The sequence below is a fragment of the Ahrensia marina genome (genome assembly GCF_001293565.1).
GTDB classification, from domain to species: Bacteria; Pseudomonadota; Alphaproteobacteria; order Rhizobiales; family Rhizobiaceae; genus Ahrensia; species Ahrensia marina.
The window spans coordinates 53,664-76,928 of record NZ_JXMU01000002.1 but is presented as its reverse complement, the minus strand read 5'-3'; the positions used below and the strand labels follow the sequence as shown (position 1 = coordinate 76,928).

Sequence of the window (23,265 nt, the reverse complement as noted above, 5' to 3'; positions counted from 1 at the left end):
TAACCATATGCATCAGCGCCATTTTGCCGTATGTCTTACAATAATTGGTGCACATTTCATATCTGCTCATTGAAATGCTATGGCGCATCAAAGAATTTTGATACCAAGGCGTCATGGCGAAAAAACTGAAACTTCCACTTATAGGAACGCTTGCTCTGCTTCTTATTGCGGCTGGAAGTCTGTTTGCCGCGCTGCCATGGCTGGTTTCGTCAGATTTGATGCGCGGTGCTGTACAGCGTGAACTGAGCAGTTTTGTTGGCCGACAAGTCGTTTTGGATGGCAGCATAGAGCTTGACCTGTTCCCCTCACCCAAAGCCAGAATTACCAATGTGCGGGTTCCATCCAGAGACAATCAGGACGACAATACGCTTGCGATAAACCGCGTTGAAGCAGACATCTCGCTGCTGACAATCCTGTCGCGGAACCCAAAATTCACAGCGTATAAATTAGATGGCCCTCAACTGACTCTAAAACGACATGCTGATGGTACGTTCAACTGGCCTGATATTTTAGGTAAAATCAGCGCAGCGACACAGCAAGCCAAAGCTGCCCTTTCGGCACGCGAACAAACTCAAGGCGATCTTGCTAATGATACGCCTGTACAAAATATTGATCTATTGCCGGACAGTTTTCCGACACGAATGGGCACTGTATCCTTTTCATCGGGTACTATCATCATAGAAGGTGAACAGGGTCGAGAACCGCTCAAACTAACAGCATTAAACGGATCGATTATCTGGAGCGATCTGGATAGTGCGGCGAGTACCAAGATAAGCGGTGTTTATAACGGGCAACCTGTTTTAATTGAAGGGCAAGCCCAAAGACCTCTAGCTTTACTGGCAGGTGACAAAAGCGCGATCCGACTACTGGGCACCAGCGATTTGGGGAATTTTAATTTTGAAGGCTCCATAGGTTTCTTAAAAACCTTTTTTGCCGATGGCAAAGTGCAAATTTCAGCGCAGGCACTTTCACCATTAGCCGAATGGCTGGACACCGGATTTGATCCAAGCGGCAATATTGCGGAACTTTCATTTGCAGGTGGCATGCAAGTTTCCAACCGCAAAGCACGCTTTGACGCTCTTGATATTCAGATGGATAAAAACCTCGGAAAAGGTTTGCTGGAAATAAGCTTCCCCAAAAACGACAAACCCCACGTCTCCGGGACGTTTGATTTTTCTGAGCTAAACCTGACAGATCTAGTCGATGTGTTCATCAAAATACCAGATGCCGGTCTTAACTCTTTACAGGAACCAGAATTTGATCTGATAGAACAGATCCGAGCAGATATCCGTATTTCCGCTGCATTAGCAAAGCTAGGACAGGTATCGCTTACCAATCTGGCTGCAACAGCACAAATTAGCGATGAAACAGCGATTTTCGATATTGGCGATGTACAGCTATTTGGCGGCAACCTTCAATCGCAGTTGCAAGTTACACGCAAACAGTCCTCCGGCGGCATTGTGCAGCTAAAGCTGAATGGCACTCAAATCGATACCCTAATGGCCACTGAAAATATCGCGCTGCCTTCAATTGTACCGCTTGGCAAGGCTGATTTCACTTTTTCCAGCCAGTCTGGGATCGCCTCTTGGCGTCAAATGGCTCAGACAACCGAAGGTAAAATTGCCTTCAAAATGCTGAATGGTACCGCACGAAATTTTGCGGCAAGCACACTTTTGAGCAGCGATAACACCGGCCAGTTTTTTACACTGTCAGACGATGAAGACGAACAGGATGTATTCGAAACGCTTGATTTTGCAGGACAACTCTCAGACGGCGTTGTCACTATACGCGATACGGTCGCAACCTATCCGGCAGGTACGGTTCATTTCGAAGGTGTCGCGCCTTATCGAAGCAGCGGCATTGCGCTTACCGCGATAGCGACCCCTTCCCAATCCGATACAGATGCGCAGAACCCCAAACGTTTTTTCATAGGCGGCTCTTGGGACCGCGCGTTTGCGACACCGCTTCTGCCTGCTGATTCATCAGCGCTCTCCGACTAAGCTAATTGCTATGATGAAGGCTTCGTAAATTTTTTTATTCAATCTTTAATCGTTTTTTACGCATTTGGGTGACACTAAACACTCAACGGAAGCTTTTTGGGTTATTTCTAGTGTTTAATGTACTGGCAATTGTCATGAAAATTAGCTTCGCATCGTTAGTTGTCGGTGCGGGTTTGTCATTTTTTGACGTGACCGCGTTGGAAATTTTAGCCAGAGCCGGCATGACGCCTGAACAGGTTGCCGACATGCTGGCAAAAGGTTTCAGTTGGGCTTTGCCGAACATTATGCTGGGGTCGATGATTATCGTCCCATTATGGCTTTTAACGTATATGTTACGCCCGCCGCGCGGCTAATCTACTTCTACACTTTGGAATCTATACGCGCCTCACGCACCATTTTGCGCTTGTTAATCAGGCTTGCAATAATAACGCCCGTGGCCACCAAGCCAATCAGCACTGTACAAACAGCATTGATTTCAGGGGTCACGCCCAAGCGAACTTGACTGAAAATCTTCATAGGCAATGTTGTTGCACCTGGTCCGGAGGTAAAGCTCGCGATGACCAGATCATCCAGCGACAATGTAAATGCGAGCATCCAGCCTGCAATAACGGCAGGTAATATGACGGGCAAAGTTACCTTATAAAACGCCTCAAACGGTGTGCATCCCAAATCCTGCGCCGCCTCTTCCAACGACATATCATAGCTGACCAAACGTGATTGTACGACAACAGCGACAAAGCACATGGAAAATGTGATATGGGCGAGAGATACGGTCCAGAAGCCACGCTCAAAGCCTACCGAGACAAAGAGCAGCAAAAGAGAAAGGCCAGTAATAACCTCCGGCATAACCAGCGGCGCATAAACCATTCCAGTAAACAATGTGCGTCCGCGAAACCGCGTATGACGAACCAGTGCCAATGCTGCCAATGTGCCTAAAACAGTTGCCACCGTGGCAGACAAAAGGCCGACACGAAAGGTAACCCACGCGGCATCCATAAGCCCCTGATTGGATAGCATTTCGCTATACCAGCGGGTCGAAAACCCGCCCCAAACAGTTACCAGTTTTGAAGCGTTAAACGAATAAACGATCAGCAATACAATTGGCAGATAAAGAAAAGCAAATCCGAGAACGACAGAGACGATGTTAAAAATGGACCAATTCCTATTCATCGACCTGCCTCCGCCGCACGCGCTTGCGCATTTTGGAACAGCACAATCGGAACGACCAATATTGCCAGTAGAATGATTGCAACGGTTGAGGCCACAGGCCAGTCACGGTTGTTGAAGAACTCGCTCCATAGCGTTTTACCAATCATCAATGTTCGCGAACCACCCAAGAGTTCAGGAATAACGAATTCACCAATGGCCGGAATGAAAACAAGGAAGCAACCTGCCAGAACACCCGGTAGAGCCAATCTGGCAGTAATCTTCCAAAAGGCACCAAGGGCGGAGCAACCCAGATCGCGGGCCGCTTCTACATAAGAATAGTCCATTTTCTCAAGCGTTGCATATATCGGCAAAACCATAAACGGCAGATATGAGTAGACGATGCCGATATAAACGGCGATCTCTGTATTATAAATGCGCAAGGGTGTACTTATAATTCCTGCGCCCATCAAAAACTGGTTCATCAGCCCTTCAGGTTTCAGGATACCAATCCAGGCGTAAACGCGAATGAGAAAGCTTGTCCAAAACGGCAAAATAACAAGCATCAACAGCATCGGACGGATAGTCATTGGCGCGCGCGACATACCATAGGCAAGGGGAAAGCCGATGACGAGTGTCAGGAATGTCGATATCAAAGCGATACGCAAGCTTGATAGATAAGCATTTGTATAAAGACTATCTTCAAGCACGAATTGAAAATTATAGAGCGTGAACCGCGACACCGCATCGGTAAAAGCCTGCCAACCTTCGCTTAGGTCAAACTGAGGCGCAAATGGCGGCATTGCCAGAACAGGCTCAGAAAAAGATACGCGCAGGACGATAAGGAACGGCAAAAGGAACAGTAAGCACAGCCACAGATAGGGAAGTCCGATTGTTACTCTTTTGAAAAAATTTCCCATCTTCTAGCGCTCCAGAACAATGCCTGCATCGGGCTCGAATGAAAGCCAGATGCGGTCTTCATAGCCTATCGGATCGTCGACGGTGCGCTTTGCATTGAGTACGGAAGCCCGCATGATTGTGCCGCTGTCGAGCATGACATTAAACAGTGTCATATCGCCCAGATAACCGATATCCCAGACCTCGCCTTCAACAGCATTGGTCTGCTTGTCGGGTTTGGAGCGCGATACCTTGATCTTCTCCGGACGTATTGAAAACCATGCCGTATCATCCGTGTTCAAGGCAAACTGGTCAGTGGTTGCCGCTTCAATGGTGAACCCGTCCTTACCAACAATCTTGACTTTGCCGGCAGCCTTTTCTTTCACTTTACCTTCCAGTGTATTCACTGTTCCAATAAAGTCGGCGACATAGCGCGAATTTGGTGCTTCATAAATTTCTGCCGGTGTCCCTGTCTGGATAACTGTGCCCTTATCCATAACCGCAATGCGGTCCGACATCGTCATTGCTTCTTCCTGATCGTGGGTAACGATCATAAAGGTCAGCCCAAGCTCATGCTGCAGATCCATCAGCTCGAATTGTGTCTCTTCGCGCAGTTTTTTATCGAGTGCGCCAAGCGGTTCATCAAGCAGCAAAAGTTTTGGCCGCAAAACGACCGAACGCGCCAGCGCTACGCGTTGCCGCTGACCGCCGGAAAGCTGATCCGGCTTTCGCTTGGCAAACTCCTCGAGCTTGACCAGCTTCAAGATGGCATCAACACGCTCGGTGATTTGCGCTTTTGCAATGCCTGCCTGTTTCAGGCCAAATCCGATATTATCACGCACACTCATATGCGGAAAAAGTGCGTATGACTGAAACATCATATTTACCGGACGTTTATGGGGCGGCACACCTTTAAGCGAGACCCCATCAAGGAATATTTCGCCCGATGTCGGCTCTTCAAAGCCTGCCAGCATACGCAACAAGGTTGTTTTTCCGCATCCTGATGGCCCTAACAGTGAGTAAAACTCACGCTCATAAATATTAAGCGTAAGATTATCGACGGCGACAAAATCTCCAAATTTCTTGGTCACATTTTGAAACGAAATATACGGTTTGGTCTCTTTGTCGAGCCAAGGGGTGAAACTACGTCTGGTAGAGCCAAGTGATTTCATAGACAGCACATCAGGTTGCAAAATAAGGGCAAGAAATGAAAAGCCCCGAATTTTATATTCGAGGCTTTTTATAAGTTTTACTGGCCTGTGACGACTTTAGTCCATGCCCGTGTGTAAACCCGGTCTGTACGCTGGTCGTTTGGTGAGACTGTATAAAGACGCTGCACTGTTTCCTCGCTTGGATAAATCGCAGGGTCGCCAATCACATCTTCCGCCAGCATTGGTTTGGATGCTGCGTTACCATTGGCATAATAGACATAGTTCGAAGCTTTCGCCATCACATCAGGGCGCATGATATAATTTAAGAATTCATGGGCTTCATCGACATTTTCGGCATCTGCCGGAATTGCCATATTATCAAACCACATCAGTGCGCCCTCTTTTGGGATCGCATATTCGACAGTAACGCCTGCGTCGGCTTCAGCAGCACGGTCACGTGCTTGCAGCACATCACCCGACCAGCCAACAGCAACACAGATATCGCCATTGGCAAGCGCATTGATATATTCCGAAGAATGGAATTTGCGGATGTTAGGACGGATGCTCAAAACAAGCTCTTGTGCTTTTTCAATATCCTCCGGCTTTTTGGAATCCGGATCCATGCCGAGATAATTGAGTGACGCCGGAATGATTTCTGTTGGCGCATCCAGCATATAGATACCGCAGTCTTTCAGCTTTCCGGCTATTTCAGGGTTGAAAATCATGTCCCAGCTATCGACGGTATAGTCTTCGCCAAGAATTTCTTTCACTTTATCAACATTGTAGCCGATGCCGGTCGTGCCCCACATATAGTTGATTGCATATTCGTTGCCCGGATCATATTTTTCCAAGCGCTCTGAAATCGCCGGATCCATATTTTTCAAATTATCAAGTTTGGATTTGTCCAATTTCTGGAACACACCCGCCTGAATTTGACGCGCGAGGAATGTTCCTGTTGGCACAACAACATCATATCCTGTTTTGCCTGCCAGCAGTTTGGTTTCCAGAATTTCATTGGAATCAAACACGTCATACGTGATTTCAATGCCGGTTTCTTTTGTAAAATCAGCCAGAATTTCTTCGTCAATATAATCCGACCAGTTGTACACATTCACAGACCGATCCTGCGCAATGGCTGTGCTGCTTGCTGCAAGCGAAACAAGTGCGACGGACGTCAAAAGCGTTTTTACGCGAACCATTTTCATTCTCCCAATTGTAATTATGAGGCTAAAAGTCCCCATCTTGTTAAAAAGACTATTTTGGAAATTAGGCATGTACAAGAGGCATTTATGCAAATGAATTGTGCATTGCGCCTAAATTTTAGAGATAGGTTGATTGCTCCAAAGGTGTAATTTCCGCCCAGAAGGCAAGAATTTCCGCTCGTTTCAAATGTTTGTAAATACGTGACAATTCCGGCCCGAGAGCACGGTCGGCAAACTCACCGCGCTGCATCAGGATAAGCGCTTCATCCATATCATCCGGCAACAACTCCGACTTATCGTCATCATATGCGTTGCCGGTAATCTGAGGCGGCGGCGTTTCCAGCTTTTCAAGCCCGTCCATCATCGCCTGAAGCAAAGCGCACAAAACAATATAAGGATTGGCATCCGCCCCGGCTATACGGTGCTCAAGGCGCCGGTTCTTTGACGTCGATGCCGGAATACGCAGCGCCACGGACCGGTTGTTTTCGGCCCAAACAGCGCGCGTCGGTGCATATGAGCCTGGCTGTATGCGGCGAAAACCGTTCCATGTGTTGATAAACATCAACAATCCTTGCGGCATCGTGCGGATAAGTTCAGCTATCGCACCACCCAGCTTCTTCCCGGCATCGTCAAATTTTTCCTCGTCGAAAATATTGTTGCCGTCACCATCAAGAACCGACGCATGGATGTGCATGCCGTTGCCCGCATAATCAATGAAAGGTTTGGCCATAAAGGTTGCCTGCAAACCATGTTTGCGCGCAGACCCGAACACAATCCGGCGCAGCATGATAACATCATCGGCAGCCTTTAAAGGGTCACAGCGATGCTTGAGATTAACCTCAAACTGTCCGGGCGCAGCCTCTTTTATTATGGTATCAATCGGAACCTTTTGTGCATCCGCCGCAGCGCGAATATCATCGAACAGTTCCGCATATTCTTCCAGATCATCCAGACCATACATGCGTTGACGGTCTGGACCGGCGGATGCACCAACCGGTGACGGCATCATGCCATCGCCGCTTGTGTTGGGTTCAAGAAAATAAAACTCCACCTCGAATGCGACCACCGGATAGAGGTTCCGCTTGGCCAGCGCCTTGGTAATACGTGCGAGCGCATTGCGGCAGTCATAGCGAAGCGGCTCACCATCGGGCGTAAATGTCGTCAACAGCACTTGCGCCGTTGAACGGCTTGCCCAAGGAACGCGGCTCAAAGTGCCCGGCACAGCGCGGCAAAAGCCATCCATATCACCTGTCTCTATATGAATGCCTGTCTCTTCAACTTCACGGCCCCAGATATCCAGACCATGAATGGACATGGGAAAGTTTACTCCCTCCTCAAAAGCCTTTCTCAAGGCATCAGCTGGTGCCCATTTTCCCCGCATGACCCCGTTGGGATCAACCATCAAAAATTCGACGGCCTGCAAGTCGGGATTTTCTTTTATGAAATTGTTGTATTCTTCAATATCAGCTTTGGCGTCAAAACTGGCTTCTTCGCGCGGCGACAAGTTACTCAATTAGATTCACATTTTGTTATTTAAACCAATGTGATTGGAAGCCGCCGCACGTGCTTTGTCAATGGGGTCAGACAAAATCAAATGCCGATAATCCTGCCGCCATTTCGTCAAGTCCGAGCGGCTTTGTGACGGGCGCTTCAGCGCGGGCCAAACAACCTGCGCGTTCACAAACCCTGCAAGCAGGGCCAATAGGCACAGTCAACATATCGCCATCTTCTGTTAGTCCGCCTGGCAGGGCAGTGCCATAAATCACTTCGTTTTTGTGCTTTACATCACACCCCAGCAAAATTGCTGTCCGGCGCGTGCGTTCATTAAAGGCACCCTGCGGCCCCTCCAGCGTTCGGGCAATAATCATGAACTGGGTACCATCCGGCATCTCAACAGCTTCGGTCAAAATCTGTGCAGGCTGAGAGAAAGACGCATGTACCGGCAGTTTGGGGCAGTAACCACCAAACCGTGATTGCGGATAGCCTTCTGCGCCGGCACGCCTGAACTTATTACCAGCCTGATCAACTTCACTCATAAAGAAAGGGATGCCGGCGGCATCCTTGCGGCCAAGCATCGTTATGCGGTTCGCGGCCTGCTCAAAAGAAACACTGAACCGTGCCCGCAGCACATCAATATCATATTTTGATTTTTTGCACGCCTGCAGGAAGGCGTCATACGGCATCATCAATGCGTGAGCTGCATAGCGACCCATTTCGAACCGCATCAGCCGCTTGGCCTCATCTGACGATAATTTCAACTTTTGTATTTCTGCGGCAATCGCCACCTGCATACGCACAAGCGATGCTTCCATTGCCACTTCGCGCAATTGGTCAAATGGGGACAACCGTTCAGAGATGAACAAGCGGTTCGTATGCCGGTCATAACGGCGACGCCAGTTGGGCATCGCTTTGACAGGCAAAATCTTCACAACAATGCCATGCTCTGCAGTAAACCATTTTTTCAAGGCTCCAAGCAGATCATCGCCTGCTTGCAAAAGCTTGTTAAAAGATTCCGCTTCCCCCTCAAGCGCAGGGAAATGGTTCGGCCTTTTTTCCAACGTGTCGCGCACCTCGTCGGTGGGCAGCCTCGCTGCGGCCAAGCTCGTCTCATGCCCTTCTCGTGCCAAAAGATCAGACAAGTCGCTCAATCGCGTTTGGCTTTCACTATATGCCCGATAAAGCTTTTGAACCGCGACCGATACATTTGGGGCAACTTCGGCAATTTCGATAAGCTCCTGATCGCCGGGCAATTCAGCCGCAAGAAGAGGATCAGAAAAAATTTCCTTCAGCTGCGAGAGGCTGGTGTCATTGGACCCTTGCAGCGCCTCCATATCAATTTTGTAAACCGATGCGAGCTTGAGCAGCAGCTGCACCGTTAGCGGGCGCTGGTTTCGCTCAATTAAGTTCAGGTAGGAAGGCGAGATATCCAAATCCTGCGCCATAGCGGTCTGGGTCAGTTCCAACTGGTTACGGATGCGCCGGATTCGTGGCCCGGCGAATATCTTTTGTTCTGCCATGTTAAGTGCCTCTGCTATGCCACCCTTATATTTACACTTTTTACAAATTGACAGACTAATTTTGTCATAAAGCGCACATTGCAACGCGATAAATCCCAAAAAATATACGATTTTTCGTGCTTTTTATCGGAAACCATTCCACATTCAGGAACAAGCGCTGTCGCATTGACAAGTGTTTACAATATATTTCGAGGCACCTCGAAGTAACGAAATCAAACTACGCAGTTTTTGAAAGGACAAGCGTTATGAATGCCCATGAACGGCCGAAGACCGGCGTTAAAGAACGCGCACAAGAGCAATCTTCCTCAATGGATGCAGATCAACAGGCTATGATCCGTATGGTTGCCAATGACCTTCACCGCCTAAACCAGTCGGTCATGAAGGCAGTCGAAGCCGGTGTATCTGTCGAGCTTGTGCGTTCAGCACGCCATCATGGCGGTGACGGGAATTGGGGCGATCTGCTTATTCCGGTTATCGTTACACAGGGCAAGTAAAACCCAACCAAAAAAATTTGATCTCCAGTCTTATCAAACAAAAACCTCTCCTGACGGGGAGGTTTTTTGATGGAAATTCACCAATAAATTGCTTTCTGTTTGCGCTCGGCTTTACGCGGGTTATAAACAACTGAAATCAAAACAATGGTGATTGATGGCTAAGCCCGTTAAAGCAATTAAAAATGCCGCAGAAAAAGCTGTCGGCACAAAGCAAAAACGCAAACAAGTACCTGAATATATTAAAGCACCGCTGGGTGTGAAAAGTTGGGAAGAGGCCGCGGAATGGCTGGCCTACCGCAATATTGAAGATATTGAGTGCATAACGCCTGATTTGGCAGGCGTGCCGCGCGGCAAAATGATGCCGACGAACAAATTCACATCCAATACAGCATTAGCGCTTCCTTCTGCGCTGTTCCGCAAAACGATTTCAGGTGACTACCCTGAAGAAAGCGGCGACTTTCGATATGACCCCAATGACGGGGATTTGAAGTTGATGCCTGATCTTTCAACGCTCTGCGCGGTCCCGTGGGAGAGCGACCCGACAGGCGCAGTCATTTGCGATCTTGTTGACCCGAGCGGTGAAGCTGTTCGTTATACGCCGCGCACTGTGCTTAAAAATGTTATTGCCGCTTATGCGGAAAAGGGCTGGACACCGGTTGTTGCGCCGGAAATCGAGTTTTATCTCGTGGCGCGGAACACAGACCCCGACTATCCGCTGCAACCGCCGACCGGCCGGTCTGGAAGGCCTATTGCAGGCGGTCAGGCATATTCTATTGCTGGTATCAATGAATTCGACGAATTGATTGACGACATTTATCATTTTTCAGAAGCCCAGGGCCTCGAGATCGATACACTGATCCATGAGGAAGGTCCGTCGCAATTGGAAATCAACCTGCGCCACGGTGATCCGCTCGCACTTGCTGATCAGGTGTTTATGTTCAAACGGACATTGCGCGAAGCCGCTCTCAAGCATGATATGTATGCAACCTTTATGGCCAAACCTATTCAAAGCGTTGCCGGCAGTGCGATGCATATTCACCAATCGGTTATTGACAGTAAAACCGGTGAAAACATTTTCTCGAATCCCGACGGCAGCGAAAGCGAACTTTTCCGCTCCTTTATCGGCGGAATGCAACACTACATCCCGCGCGCCTTGGTTATGTTTGCCCCTTATGTGAACTCCTATCGCCGTCTGGCTCCGGACATGGCCGCGCCGGTCAACACAGCCTGGGGGTATGACAACAGAACCACCGCTTTCCGCATACCGACATCCGACGCCAGAGCACGCCGTGTCGAAAACCGCCTGCCCGGCTCTGATGCGAATCCCTATTTAGCACTGGCCGGCTCGTTGGCCTGCGGATATTTAGGCATGGTCAACGGGCTTGTGCCAACCGATCCGACGGCTGCAACGGCCAATGAAGGTGAAATCAGCTTGCCGCGCGGGCTTCTTGAAGCAGTATCGCTGATGGAAGAAGAAGACGCGCTCGGCAGCATTCTAGGGCGTGAATTTATTGCCAATTATGCAGGCGTGAAGCGCGGTGAGTTTGAAACTTTCATGCAGGTTATCAGTCCGTGGGAGCGCGAGTTCCTTTTGATGAATGTTTGATGCAATGACTTATCAAAGCCCAATTTCCCCCGGCTATTCCTGGTATGAAGCGACCGTTGGCGAACGGCCGGAATATCCTGCTTTCAAAGGCAACGAAAACTGCGATGTTGCGATCATTGGCGGCGGTTTTACCGGTCTTGGCGCTGCTGTTCATCTGGCTAAAGCGGGGCTTCGGGTAATTTTGCTTGAAGCGCATCGGTTTGGCGATGGCGCTTCGGGCAGAAATGGCGGACAACTTAATACAGGCCAGCGTTCTCATGCGGAAGATCATGAAAAGGCATTGGGTTTTGAGCGGGCAAAAGCACTTTTCGATATAGCCGAAGAAGCAAAACATCATCTTTTGTCATTCGCCGAAGACAACAATATCGATATTGAATATCAAAAAGGGCATATGTCAGTGGCGCATAAAAAGCGCTATGTGAAAGACTATGAAGAACATCCAATCGCGATGGCCGAGCGTTTTGGTTATAAACATTTGCACTTTATGGACGCTGCAGAGACGGCTGAACGGCTTGGATCATCACGGTATTATGGCGGCACTTATGACAGTGAAACCGGTCATATTCATCCGCTAAAACTGGTTGTCGGTACGGCGCGCGTTGCTGCGCAAAATGGCGCACAATTACACGAAAATTCGCCCGTTACCGATCTGCGCCACGAGAGCGGCAAGACCATCATTAAGACTGCGGCGGGACAGATAACAGCAGACCGTGTTTTGCTTGCCGTCAACGCCTATGGGTCTGAAAAACTTGAGCCGCAAACAGCAAGTCACATTATGCCAATTCGCTCATTCATCGGGGCGACTGCACCCCTTGGTGATGCTGATGTGTTGCGCGGTGGAGAGAGCGTCGATGACAGCCGCTTTGTGGTGCGTTATTTTCGCAAAAGCAAAGACGGGCGCCTGATCTTTGGCGGCCGCGAGGCTTATACCGCTGACAATCCCGGCGATATCTCCAAACATATCCGCAAGCAGATAGAGGAAATATATCCTGCCCTTAAAGATGTAGAGATTACTCACGCATGGGGCGGATCAGTTGGCATTACATTGCCGCGCGAGCCTTTCGTGCGTGATGTCATGCCAGGCGTTACGGCCATTGGCGGCTATTCCGGCCATGGTGTCATGCTATCCAATTTTACCGGTAAGCTTTATGCGGAGGCGATTACCGGCAATCGAGACCGGCTGCGCTATTTCCGCGAGTTGAAAGTTCCGGCATTTCCAGGCGGCAGGCAGTTTAGAAAACCACTGCTCACGGCTGCACTGACTTGGTATGCCATGCTGGATAAAATCTAAAACGGGTTCACATAATCGACAACCGCCCAGGCGCGGTCGACCAGCCAACCGGCTGTATCCTGACTTTTTGATGCAACACTGCTGGCTGCATCAGAAACAGGCTTGGCAACCTTGGTTACAGCTTCGCGGACACCAACACGAAACCAGCCTTTCTCCTCTTCCTCTGAAAGATCAACAATCGCAACCTCATGCGCTAATTCGTTCGCATCAGCATCATTGATTAAAGAGCGGTCCGCGAGTGTAGCCGGTGTTTTCAAATCGCATTTTGCCATTACCATCGGGTAGTCGGCACCTGCATGTGACTCGAAAACATCCTCGGATGCGCGAAGACAATCAGCCTCTGAAGTAAAGTGCCTGTTTTGCACCTCAATATACTCGCAGTTCCTAGCCGCGTCGTCACAGCCCATCAAAGAGAGGATAATAATGGCAGATTTCATATTGTCGTTCCTGTTTGAAATTACGTAGCTGCGAAACGTGGACAAAGCGTGTCGCAAATCCGGCGATTTCTGGACGTCAACAAAAGCTGAACTTTAAATGACCCACTATCACCTTGTTTGTGTATGCGCGGCAAAGCCGCAGACTAAACACTCGACATTTCCCAACTTTCAGCATACAGAACGACAACTGAAATGCGTACACCTACGCACACACTTATGGCTTTGCATCATTCATTTGCGCCACCATTATTCGAAAGACACCAATGTCCAAATTTGAAGGCGTCTCACCGGCGCTTGTTACCGCGCTGTCAGACCGTGGTTATGAAACACTCACACAGGTTCAAAGTGATATTCTGAACCCTGACTTTCGCGAAAAAGATCTTCTTGTCTCAGCGCAAACCGGTTCGGGAAAAACTGTTGCTTTTGGCATTGCGATTGCACCTACCTTGCTTGGAGGTGATGAGAAGTTTCTGTTTGCGGCAGAGCCATATGCGCTTGTTGTTGCGCCAACGCGCGAGCTTGCTTTGCAGGTTAAGCGCGAACTTGAATGGCTATACAAAGATGCAAACGCCGTCATCTGCTCATGTGTCGGCGGCATGGACATGCGCGACGAACGTCGCGCTTTGAGCCGCGGCGCCAATATCGTTGTTGGAACGCCGGGACGCCTGCGTGATCATATCATGCGCAAATCGCTTGATCTCTCCCAGATGCGTGCGGTTGTTCTTGATGAAGCTGACGAGATGCTTGACCTCGGCTTTAAGGAAGATCTCGAATTTATTCTCGACGAAATGCCGACCGAACGCCGTACATTGATGTTCTCGGCAACGGTACCGGCGATGATTGCAAAGCTGGCGAAAAGCTACCAGCGCGATGCTGTTCGTGTGGAGGCAAAAGGCGAAGACAAGCAACATGGCGACATTGAGTACCGAGCTTTAAGCGTTTCAACACGCGAAAAAGAAAACGCAATTATCAATGTGCTTCGCTACTATGAGGCTAAAAATGCCATCGTGTTTTGTAACACGCGCGCCAGCGTCAACCATTTGGTGGCACGGTTTAACAATCGCGGCTTTTCGGTTGTCGCCTTATCAGGCGAGCTTTCACAAAACGAACGCACCCATGCGTTGCAAGCCATGCGCGATGGCCGTGCGCGCGTTTGTATAGCGACCGATGTTGCCGCGCGCGGGATTGACCTGCCGGGTCTTGATCTTGTTGTTCACGCTGAATTGCCGAGCAATCCTGAAACATTGTTGCACCGTTCGGGCCGAACAGGCCGTGCGGGCAATAAAGGCGTCAGCGTTTTGATGATTGATCCGCGCGGACGCAAAAAAGCGGAACGTATTTTGCGCTTTGCCAAAGTCGAAGCAATTTGGGCAAACCCGCCAAGCGCCGATGAAGTTCTTGCGCGCGACGAAGAACGCTTGATGGCTGATCCTGTTCTAAACGATCCTATCGCAGCAGAAGAACGCGATTTTATAGACCGCCTTATGGACCAGTTTTCCCCTGAACAACTGACCGCCGCATTTATTAGAACCATTAAGACGAACAAATCCGCACCGGAAGATATTGAGCAAATTCCATTTGATGCACCGCGCGAACGGGGCGAACGTTCCTCCCGTGAGCCACGCCCTGCACGTGATGAATTTGAAAACGTGCAATGGGTTTCGCTTTCCGTAGGACGGCGCCAAAATGCGGAGCCACGCTGGCTCATCCCGCTGCTTTGTAATGCCGGCGGCATCACCAAGCGCCAGATCGGCCAGATCAAAATGCAAAACGAAGAGACTTTTGTTCAGCTTGACGGCGATCATGCTGAAAAATTCTTTATGTCACTTGGTCCCAACAATACGCTGGAAAAAAACATAATCGTCAAAGCGCTCGACGGAACACCCACATTTAAACAGGAAACATTCCTGAAGCCGGAAGAGCGCGAACGCGCACCAAAACCAGCAAAAAAAGGTTTTGGAGCCCGCAAACCACGCGGCGAAAGACAGTCGCAGAAGTTTGACAAATCTACTGGAAGCAAAGCCAGCACAACAAAAAGAGGCAGCAAGCCTGCGGGCGATCCGCCAAACAAAGAGGGTTGGGCCAAGAAGAAACCAAAGGGTGCCAAGACGAAAAAAAACAAGTCAAATGCCGGCCGGTCGAAGCCTAAATTTTAAATTTGCTGTTGACGCTGTTGTCGCTAAACAACAAAATTAGACCAATGGAGCGCAACATATGACGACAGATCAAATTATTCTTTTTGCGCTTTTCGGCGTGCTGTTTGGTTTTCTCATATGGGGCCGTATCCGCTACGACCTTGTTGCATTTGCAGCTCTGCTTATCGCGGTATTACTTGGCTACCTGCCCTATTCTGAAGCATTTATGGGCTTTGGCCACCCCGCTGTCGTTATCATTGCATTGGTTCTCATTGTCAGCAGAGGTTTGATGAACTCCGGCGCAGTTGAATTGATTGCGCGGTTTGTGGTCAAACCCGATAGGCCTTTGCCTGTACACATTTCCATTATGTCCGTTGCGGGCGCTGCTTTATCGGCTGTTATTAACAATGTCGCGGCGCTGGCTCTCTTGATGTCGCTGGATATTGGCGCGGCCAACAAGGCCAAGCGCGCGATTTCTCTGTCGCTGATGCCGTTATCTTTTGCCACGATACTTGGCGGCATGATCACATTGATCGGCACCCCGCCCAACATTGTTATTGCGCAATATCGCGGAACCGCTTTAGGTGAGCCGTATCAAATGTTTGATTTTGCTCCAGTCGGCATCACCGTATCATTGGTCGGCATATTATATGTCGCCATCATCGGTTGGCGGTTTATCCCCGAGCGTGCCAATAGCGGTTCGCTTGAAGGCGATGCCGGTCTTTATGTTTGTGAAGCAAGGGTCAAAGACGAATCCAAATCGATCGGCAAACAGTTACGCGACCTTTATCCTTCAGCCAATGAGCATGACATCACCGTTCTTGGATTGGTGCGCAATGGTAAGCGTCTGCCCGGTTTCTCCCGAATGGTGGAAACACGCGCCGGCGATTTTCTTGTTCTTGAAGGTGACCCAAAATCCGTTGAGAAATTCATGGGCGCTGCCGATCTGGATTTCGTGGGGGCGGAAAAGCATGGCGGGCTGCGCGGTTCATCTCTGACCATTCTGGAAGTTATTGTGCCGGATAATGCGCGCATCGCTGGACGTACCGCTATAGATTTGCGCTTGCTCTACCGGCGCGGTGTTACGCTCCTTGGCGTGTCGCGTAACGGTGTGCGTTTTCGTGACCGTGTGCGCCGTCTGCCCATCAAACCAGGCGACATGCTTTTATTGCTCGGTCCTGAGGAACGGATGGACGAGGTCACGGCATGGCTAGGTGTTCTACCGCTTGCGGACCGTAGAACCGAAGTCATTCAGCGCACAAAAGCTTTATTTGCTATCGGCGCATTTGCCGCTGCCATAATGCTACCAGTACTTGGTATCACCGACCTTACAATAGCGCTGGGTTTATGTGTCATTGCCTACGTTGCAGCCGGCCTGATCGGAGGATCAGACTTTTACGAATTGATTGAGTGGAAAGTCATTGTTCTTTTAGCTTGCCTCATTCCGCTTAGCGGCGCTCTGGAAAGCACCGGCGGCACCACCCTTATTGCCGATGCCATCGTTACACAAACCGCCGGATTACCGGCATGGGCAATTCTGACTGTGCTTATGGTTGTCACAATGACACTTTCCGATTTTCTAAATAATGTCGCGACCGCATTGATTGCGGCACCTATCGGCGTTTCTGTTGCCAACTCAATTGGTGCAAGCCCCGACCCGTTCCTGATGGGGGTTGCCGTTGCTGCTTCCTGCGCATTCTTAACGCCGATCGGCCACAAGAATAACACCATTATTATGGGACCCGGCAACTACCAGTTTGGTGACTATTGGCGGATGGGACTTTTGTTGGAAATTATCGTCATTGTTGTCGCTGTACCGGCATTAATGGTATTTTGGCCATTATGAGGGTACATCCTCATTAAAGGCTATGCGGAATAAGAATAAAGGCTCCCGGGATGACCCAAGTTGTAATTACTGGCACTGGCGTGTTTACGCCCGAAAATGTCATTACAAACGAAGAACTTGTTACAGCTTTCAATACCTATGCAGATAATTTCAATGAGAAGAATGCTGCAGCCATAGACGCTGGTGAAATAAATGCTGTCCCGCACTCCTCGCCTGAATTTATCAAGAAAGCTTCCGGCATTGAACAGCGATACGTGCTGAACAAGACAGGCGTTCTCGATCCTGATATTATGCACCCTGTACTGCGCGCGCGCGAAGAGAGCGAACTTTCCCAAATGGCTGAAATGGCTGTTGCCGCTGCCAAGGTCGCGCTTCAAAAAGCCGGCAAAACGGCTTCAGAGATTGATGCTGTAATCTGTGCAGCTTCAAACCATGAACGCGCCTATCCCGCTATTGCTATTGAAGTGCAGGAAGCACTTGAGATCAAAGGCTTTGCTTTTGATATGAATGTCGCCTGCTCCTCAGCTACCTTTGGCATTCAAGCTGCGCGCGATATGATACGCGGCGGCTCTGCGCGATCGATACTTATCGTCAATCCTGAAATTTGTTCTGCTCATCTGGAATGGCGCGACCGCGATTGTCATTTCATTTTCGGTGATGTGTGTACTGCAATGATTTTGGAACGCGCTGATTTGGCATTATCGGACAGCCGGTTTGAAATCATAGACACACGCTGTGTTACCGAGTTTTCGAACAATATCCGTAATGATGCCGGTTTTTTAAGACGCACACGCGAAGGCCATATGCAGGACCGGCGCGACATGTTGTTCCGTCAGGAAGGCCGGAAGGTTTTTCGCGAGGTTGTCCCGCTGGTCAGCGCACTGATTACGGAGCATCTGGAAGCCAATGATTTATCAGCCGACCAATTGTCACGCCTATGGCTCCATCAGGCGAACAAGACCATGAATGATTTTATCGGTAGTAAAGTCTTGGGCCGGACACCGGAAAAACATGAACAACCGAACATACTTCAAAACTACGCAAACACATCGTCAGCAGGGTCAATTATTGCCTTTTCGCAGCATAGTGATGATCTGAATAGTGGCGACCTAGGCGTTATATGCTCATTTGGTGCCGGATATTCAGCAGGATCAATAATTGTCAAACGCCTTTAGTACTGCATAAAGTTTAGTCAAAAGGACACTTGCACATTTACTCCTATGACATACGTTTATTGTTAAGGGAGAGAAATCTATGTTTTTTGATGAGATGTTTGGGCATACCAAAGACACAGACGCTCAAGCGCGTGAGCCCTATGCGGACTATGCTAATTGGTTTGATTCGCAAGACCCTGCCCGCCTTAAAAAGAAGGCACTCGAATGCGAAGGCTTCTTTAGGCGCACCGGCATTACATTTAACGTTTATGGTCAAGAAGAAGCAGACGAACGTCTTATCCCTTTTGACATTGTGCCGCGCGTTATCGCCGCTAAAGAATGGAACAGGCTGTCCCGCGGTATCGAGCAAAGAGTTAAGGCGATTAACGCCTTCCTTTATGACATCTATCACCGGCAGGAAATTTTGCGTGCGGGACGTATCCCTCACCATCTGATAGCGGAAAACGATGCGTTCCTTCCGCAAATGATTGGTGTGACTCCACCCGGCGGCATTTACACGCATATTGTCGGCACCGATTTGGTGCGCACGGATGATGACCAGTTTTACGTTCTTGAAGACAATGCCCGAACACCTTCCGGCGTATCTTATATGCTTGAGAACCGTGAGACGATGCTCCAGATGTTTCCGGAAGTTTTTTCAAAACTTCAAGTGCGTCCAGTGAGCGACTATCCGGCAAATCTACAACGTTCTTTGGCCGAGTGTGCACCGGCGGCGACCAAAAACGAACCTGTCGTTGCCGTATTGACGCCGGGCATTCATAATTCTGCCTATTTTGAGCATTCGTTTCTTGCTGACCAGATGGGTGCAGAACTTGTTGAAGGGCATGATCTGCAGGTTGTTGACGGGCGTATCGCAATGCGTACGACCCGTGGCTACACGCCGATTGATGTGTTGTACCGGCGCATCGATGACGACTATCTCGACCCCATGAATTTCCGGCCGGACTCGCTTCTTGGCGTACCCGGTATCATGGACATCTATAAAGCTGGCGGCATAACCATCGCCAACGCGCCGGGGACCGGCATTGCCGACGACAAGGCGATATATTCTTACATGCCGGATATCGTTGAGTTTTATACCGGCGAAAAAGCAATTCTCGAAAATGTGCCTACATGGCGCTGCTCGGAAGAAGATTCATTGAAATATGTCTTGGACAATTTGGCTGACCTTGTCGTCAAAGAGGTTCACGGTTCCGGCGGGTATGGAATGCTGGTTGGGCCAACCGCAAGTAAAAAACAGATTTCTGAATTCCGTGCGAAGTTAAAAGCCAAACCGGCAAATTATATCGCACAACCAACACTTTCACTTTCAACGGTGCCAATCCTGACGAAAAAAGGACTTTCGCCCCGCCACGTGGACCTGCGCCCCTATGTTTTGGTTTCACCAAAAGGCGTCGATATCGTGCCAGGCGGCCTTACCCGTGTCGCACTGAAAAAAGGGTCCTTAGTTGTGAACTCGAGTCAGGGCGGCGGCACCAAAGACACATGGGTTCTGGAGGAATGATGCTCGGTAAAACAGCAGGCGGACTATTTTGGATGTTCCGCTATCTTGAACGTGCAGAAAACACCGCGCGCCTTGTTGAAGCAGGATTCCGGATAGCGCTGACACGGTCTAAATCCGCAGAAAAGGAATGGCAGTCGATTATCAGGACCGCCGGTGCTTCGGTGGCGTTTGACGCAACGCATGACAGCTATACCGGTGCCAATGTTATTGATTTTCTGCTGCGCGACAAAAACAACCCGTCCAGCGTTCTATCTGTCATTGAAGCCGCACGGAACAATGCAAAGCTTGTTCGCACAGCGCTGACACGCGAAACATGGGAAGCAACCAATGAGTGTTGGATGACGCTTTCCAAACTGCTGTCAAAGCGTGTTACCGAACAGGAACTGCCTGAAGTGCTGACGACTATCCGCCAACAAAGCGCACTTGTGCGCGGCGCGACGCACGGCACCATGATGCGTAATGATATTTTCAATTTCATTCGTCTCGGCACATTTTTAGAACGCGCTGACAGCACGGCACGTATTTTGGACGTTAAGTACTACGTTCTGCTGCCATCGGTGTCGCTTGTCGGCTCCTCGCTCGACAATGTACAGTGGGAAACGATCTTGCGGTCAGTATCAGCTTTCCGCTCCTATAATTGGACCCATACGGGTAAAATGAGCCCGAAAACGATTGCCGATTTTCTGGTGCTTGACAAACGGATGCCCCGTTCGCTGGCCTTCTGCTGCATACAGATATTGGACAATCTCAATTATCTTCGTGAAGAGTATGACTCTGATCTACCTAGTTTCGAACTCGGAGATAAACTGAACCAATCTGTCAATAACCGCGACATTGACAGCATTTTTGATGAAGGACTGCACGAATTTCTCCGGCGGTTCCTAAACAACAGCAATGCACTCAGTGTTCAAATTCAAAAAGATTACCGGTTTACGGAATAGATATGCGTTTAACAATCAAACATGAGACCACATATACTTATGAAACGCCCGTTTCTTATGCGTTGCAGCAGATCAGACTGACGCCGAAAGACCGTGCCGGACAAAACATCATCAATTGGAGCACCACAATTGAAGGTGGAACCAAACAGGCTTCTTATGATGACCAGCACAATAATCATGTTGATCTGGTTTTGTTTGAACCGGGGCGGTCGAAGATTATCGTGGTCAGCGAAGGGGAAGTTGAAACGAGCGATAATAATGGTGTTGTCGGCTCTCATGGCGGCTATACCCCGCTTTGGTATTTCAAACGTTCGACACCACTCACTAAACCGGGCGTAGGCATCCGGAAACTCGTCCGCAATCTGGATAAGGATGAAGATGATATCCCCCGCCTTCATGCTTTATCAGCGCTGATACGTAGCGAAGTTGACTACGAAACCGGGACTACAAACTCAAAAACAACTGCTGAAGAAGCACTGGAAAACAAATCAGGCGTTTGTCAGGATCACGCCCATATATTTATCGCTGCGGCCCGCCAAGTCGGATATCCCGCGCGTTACGTCAGTGGCTATCTGATGATGAACGACCGTGTGGAACAGGAAGCCACGCATGCATGGGCAGAAGCCTATGTCGAGGGTATTGGCTGGGTGGGTTTTGATGTTTCAAACCGCATCTCGCCTGATGAGCGCTATGTACGTGTGGCGACCGGCTTGGATTATAACGAAGCCATGCCGATTTACGGCCTGAGATTTGGTAACGCCAATCCAGAGAAGATGCTTGTATCATTGCAAGTGCAGCAGTAGAATCAGGCCTTAAGAAAATAAGGCGATTCTTGAACTATGACTTACTGTGTTGGCATGTCTCTGAATAAGGGACTTGTTTTTATGTCTGACACCCGAACCAATGCGGGTGTAGATAATGTTTCCGTCTTTAAGAAAATGGTTACTTGGGAAAATCCTGGCGAGCGGGTTATCACACTGATGACTGCCGGCAATCTCGCCACGACCCAGGCTACCATTAGCCTTCTTGAAGAGCGCACTAAAGCGCCAGAGGACCGCGAACCATCAATCATGGAAGCGCCTTCCATGTTTCAGATTGCGCGTATTGCCGGCCGCGTTCTTCGCGAGGTCATTCAAACCAATTCACGCAGCGGCGAAGAAGCATCATCATCATTTAACGCAACGATGATATTGGGCGGCCAGATAAAAGGCTCTGCACCGCGTCTTTTCCTGATTTACCCTGAAGGCAATTTTATTGAAGCGGGCGGTGACACACCATTTTTCCAGATCGGTGAAGCAAAATACGGCAAGCCAATCCTTGTTCGTGCATACGATCCGGATATGTCATTTGAAGATGCCGTAAAACTTTTGATGGTATCATTCGACTCGACAGTGAAAGCCAACCTCTCCGTCGGCCTTCCATTCGATGTGCAGGTTTATGAAACCGACACGCTAAAAAGCGGCACCTCTCAACGCATTGAAGCTGATGATGATTATTTCGCTAGCATCTCCAGCGGGTGGGGAGAAGCGTTGAAAGATGCCTTTAATTCATTGCCGAATTTTAAGTTCGATAATTAGCCTAACTCTTCCGATCGTTTTTTGGCCGCAGCAACGGCTTTTGCCATCAAGTTTTTCAGCGCATCCTCTTCCATCAGGACCGACAATGCTGCCGCGGTTGTGCCGTTTGGACTTGTGACCTGCTCGCGCAATGTTGTCGCGCCTGCGCCGCTTTCTCTTGCGTAACAAGCAGCACCATAAACTGTTTGTTCTGCCAGCAATTTAGCAGTTTCATCAGGAAGCCCAGCGGTAATTCCAGCTTCTATCAATGCTTCTATCATATGGAAAATGTATGCCGGACCTGAACCTGAAACGGCCGTTACAGCATCCATCAAGGCTTCATCATCAATGGTTGTCGCCGCACCATTTGCACGCATTAATTCTTCAACAAGAGCAGCCTGATGCTCAGTCACAAATTTGTTGGCATAGATAACCATCATTCCTTTTGCCACTGCAGCAGGGGTATTGGGCATCACGCGAACAACAGCGGTTGAAGCGCCATACGCTTCTTCAAATTTCTTGGTACCGACACCGGCAGCAATGCTCAAGACAGCCGCTCCACCATCGATATATTTTTGATACTCTGAGACAACCTCAAACATCATTTGTGGCTTGATCGCCATAATAACGAGCGTAGGTTTCAAATCTTCCGGTAGCGACGTTGCGGAACTGTGAATGTTGACATTGAATTTCGTCAACTTGCTGCTCAACGCTTCGACCGGTTCTACCACATGAATATTTTCAGGTTTGACAGTTTCGCAAGCAACCCAGCTTTCCAGCATTGCGCGTCCCATATTCCCGCAACCTACAAGAATGATTGATTTTTGAGTATCGGTCATGCTTTGCCTTTCATTAGAAAGATGTTTG

The 23,265-nt window shown here is 49.3% G+C and carries 20 protein-coding genes; 12 read left to right on the top strand and 8 right to left on the bottom strand.

The window, feature by feature from the left end; genetic code table 11:
- The first annotated feature begins 113 nt into the window (after positions 1-113).
- Together SU32_RS01865 and SU32_RS01860 are read left to right on the top strand one after the other, a co-directional pair.
- Positions 114-2,000, top strand: coding sequence for an AsmA family protein (locus SU32_RS01865; protein ID WP_053997630.1), 1,887 nt, complete (start codon positions 114-116; stop codon positions 1,998-2,000).
- Between the two features lie 134 nt (positions 2,001-2,134).
- Positions 2,135-2,353 (top strand): DUF6460 domain-containing protein, encoded by a 219-nt coding sequence (locus tag SU32_RS01860; protein ID WP_053997629.1) that lies wholly within the window; start codon positions 2,135-2,137, stop codon positions 2,351-2,353.
- A gap of 7 nt (positions 2,354-2,360) precedes the next feature.
- Here SU32_RS01860 and SU32_RS01855 read toward each other — a convergent pair whose 3' ends face one another.
- The 6 genes from SU32_RS01855 to SU32_RS01830 form a co-directional block, all read right to left on the bottom strand.
- On the bottom strand, positions 2,361-3,170 hold the full coding sequence (locus tag SU32_RS01855; protein WP_053997628.1) for an ABC transporter permease: 810 nt from the start codon (positions 3,168-3,170) through the stop codon (positions 2,361-2,363).
- Entirely contained in the window at positions 3,167-4,066 is a 900-nt protein-coding gene (locus SU32_RS01850) for an ABC transporter permease (RefSeq protein WP_053997627.1), read from the bottom strand. The genes SU32_RS01855 and SU32_RS01850 overlap by 4 nt, the downstream gene beginning before the upstream one ends.
- Before the next feature lie 3 nt (positions 4,067-4,069).
- On the bottom strand, positions 4,070-5,215 hold the full coding sequence (locus tag SU32_RS01845; RefSeq protein ID WP_053997626.1) for an ABC transporter ATP-binding protein: 1,146 nt from the start codon (positions 5,213-5,215) through the stop codon (positions 4,070-4,072).
- 77 nt (positions 5,216-5,292) lie between these two features.
- The gene (locus SU32_RS01840; protein ID WP_053997625.1) at positions 5,293-6,393 is read right to left on the bottom strand and encodes a polyamine ABC transporter substrate-binding protein; all 1,101 of its coding nucleotides are present in this window, start codon (positions 6,391-6,393) and stop codon (positions 5,293-5,295) included.
- A gap of 121 nt (positions 6,394-6,514) precedes the next feature.
- Positions 6,515-7,909, bottom strand: coding sequence for a glutamine synthetase family protein (locus SU32_RS01835; RefSeq protein WP_053997624.1), 1,395 nt, complete (start codon positions 7,907-7,909; stop codon positions 6,515-6,517).
- A 67-nt stretch (positions 7,910-7,976) separates the two neighbouring features.
- A complete protein-coding gene (locus SU32_RS01830; RefSeq protein ID WP_053997623.1) occupies positions 7,977-9,413 on the bottom strand; it encodes a helix-turn-helix domain-containing protein in 1,437 nt (478 codons plus the stop codon).
- Between the two features lie 245 nt (positions 9,414-9,658).
- On the opposite strand from SU32_RS01830, the gene SU32_RS01825 reads away from it, so the two are divergent.
- The 3 genes from SU32_RS01825 to SU32_RS01815 all read left to right on the top strand — a co-directional run bounded on the left by SU32_RS01825 (position 9,659) and on the right by SU32_RS01815 (position 12,804).
- On the top strand, positions 9,659-9,907 hold the full coding sequence (locus SU32_RS01825) for an SMc00767 family acetate metabolism repressor (protein ID WP_053997622.1): 249 nt from the start codon (positions 9,659-9,661) through the stop codon (positions 9,905-9,907).
- Between the two features lie 154 nt (positions 9,908-10,061).
- On the top strand, positions 10,062-11,513 hold the full coding sequence (locus SU32_RS01820) for a glutamine synthetase family protein (RefSeq protein ID WP_201454855.1): 1,452 nt from the start codon (positions 10,062-10,064) through the stop codon (positions 11,511-11,513).
- 4 nt (positions 11,514-11,517) lie between these two features.
- Positions 11,518-12,804: an NAD(P)/FAD-dependent oxidoreductase gene (locus tag SU32_RS01815; protein ID WP_053997816.1), complete on the top strand. Its 1,287-nt coding sequence runs from the start codon at positions 11,518-11,520 to the stop codon at positions 12,802-12,804.
- Here SU32_RS01815 and SU32_RS01810 read toward each other — a convergent pair.
- Positions 12,801-13,241, bottom strand: coding sequence for a hypothetical protein (locus SU32_RS01810; protein WP_053997621.1), 441 nt, complete (start codon positions 13,239-13,241; stop codon positions 12,801-12,803). The genes SU32_RS01815 and SU32_RS01810 overlap by 4 nt on opposite strands.
- Positions 13,242-13,504: 263 nt before the next feature.
- On the opposite strand from SU32_RS01810, the gene SU32_RS01805 reads away from it, so the two are divergent.
- From SU32_RS01805 to SU32_RS01775, 7 genes are all read left to right on the top strand, one after another.
- Positions 13,505-15,397, top strand: coding sequence for a DEAD/DEAH box helicase (locus SU32_RS01805; protein WP_053997620.1), 1,893 nt, complete (start codon positions 13,505-13,507; stop codon positions 15,395-15,397).
- Positions 15,398-15,455: 58 nt separating this feature from the next.
- Complete coding sequence (locus tag SU32_RS01800; RefSeq protein WP_053997619.1) at positions 15,456-17,222, top strand: SLC13 family permease; 1,767 nt, start codon at positions 15,456-15,458, stop codon at positions 17,220-17,222.
- A gap of 50 nt (positions 17,223-17,272) precedes the next feature.
- A complete protein-coding gene (locus tag SU32_RS01795) occupies positions 17,273-18,397 on the top strand; it encodes a beta-ketoacyl-ACP synthase III (RefSeq protein WP_053997618.1) in 1,125 nt (374 codons plus the stop codon).
- 79 nt (positions 18,398-18,476) lie between these two features.
- A complete protein-coding gene (locus SU32_RS01790) occupies positions 18,477-19,901 on the top strand; it encodes a circularly permuted type 2 ATP-grasp protein (protein ID WP_053997617.1) in 1,425 nt (474 codons plus the stop codon).
- Positions 19,901-20,842 carry an alpha-E domain-containing protein gene (locus tag SU32_RS01785; RefSeq protein ID WP_053997616.1) on the top strand — a complete coding sequence of 314 codons (942 nt, stop codon included), beginning with the start codon at positions 19,901-19,903 and terminating at the stop codon, positions 20,840-20,842. The genes SU32_RS01790 and SU32_RS01785 overlap by 1 nt, the downstream gene beginning before the upstream one ends.
- Before the next feature lie 2 nt (positions 20,843-20,844).
- Complete coding sequence (locus tag SU32_RS01780; RefSeq protein ID WP_053997615.1) at positions 20,845-21,645, top strand: transglutaminase family protein; 801 nt, start codon at positions 20,845-20,847, stop codon at positions 21,643-21,645.
- 36 nt (positions 21,646-21,681) lie between these two features.
- Positions 21,682-22,419 carry a proteasome-type protease gene (locus tag SU32_RS01775; RefSeq protein ID WP_053997614.1) on the top strand — a complete coding sequence of 246 codons (738 nt, stop codon included), beginning with the start codon at positions 21,682-21,684 and terminating at the stop codon, positions 22,417-22,419.
- Here the strand turns inward: SU32_RS01775 and proC are convergent.
- Positions 22,416-23,237 (bottom strand): pyrroline-5-carboxylate reductase, encoded by an 822-nt coding sequence (gene proC / locus SU32_RS01770; RefSeq protein WP_053997613.1) that lies wholly within the window; start codon positions 23,235-23,237, stop codon positions 22,416-22,418. The two genes, SU32_RS01775 and proC, sit on opposite strands and share 4 nt — an antisense overlap.
- Positions 23,238-23,265: the final 28 nt, after the last annotated feature.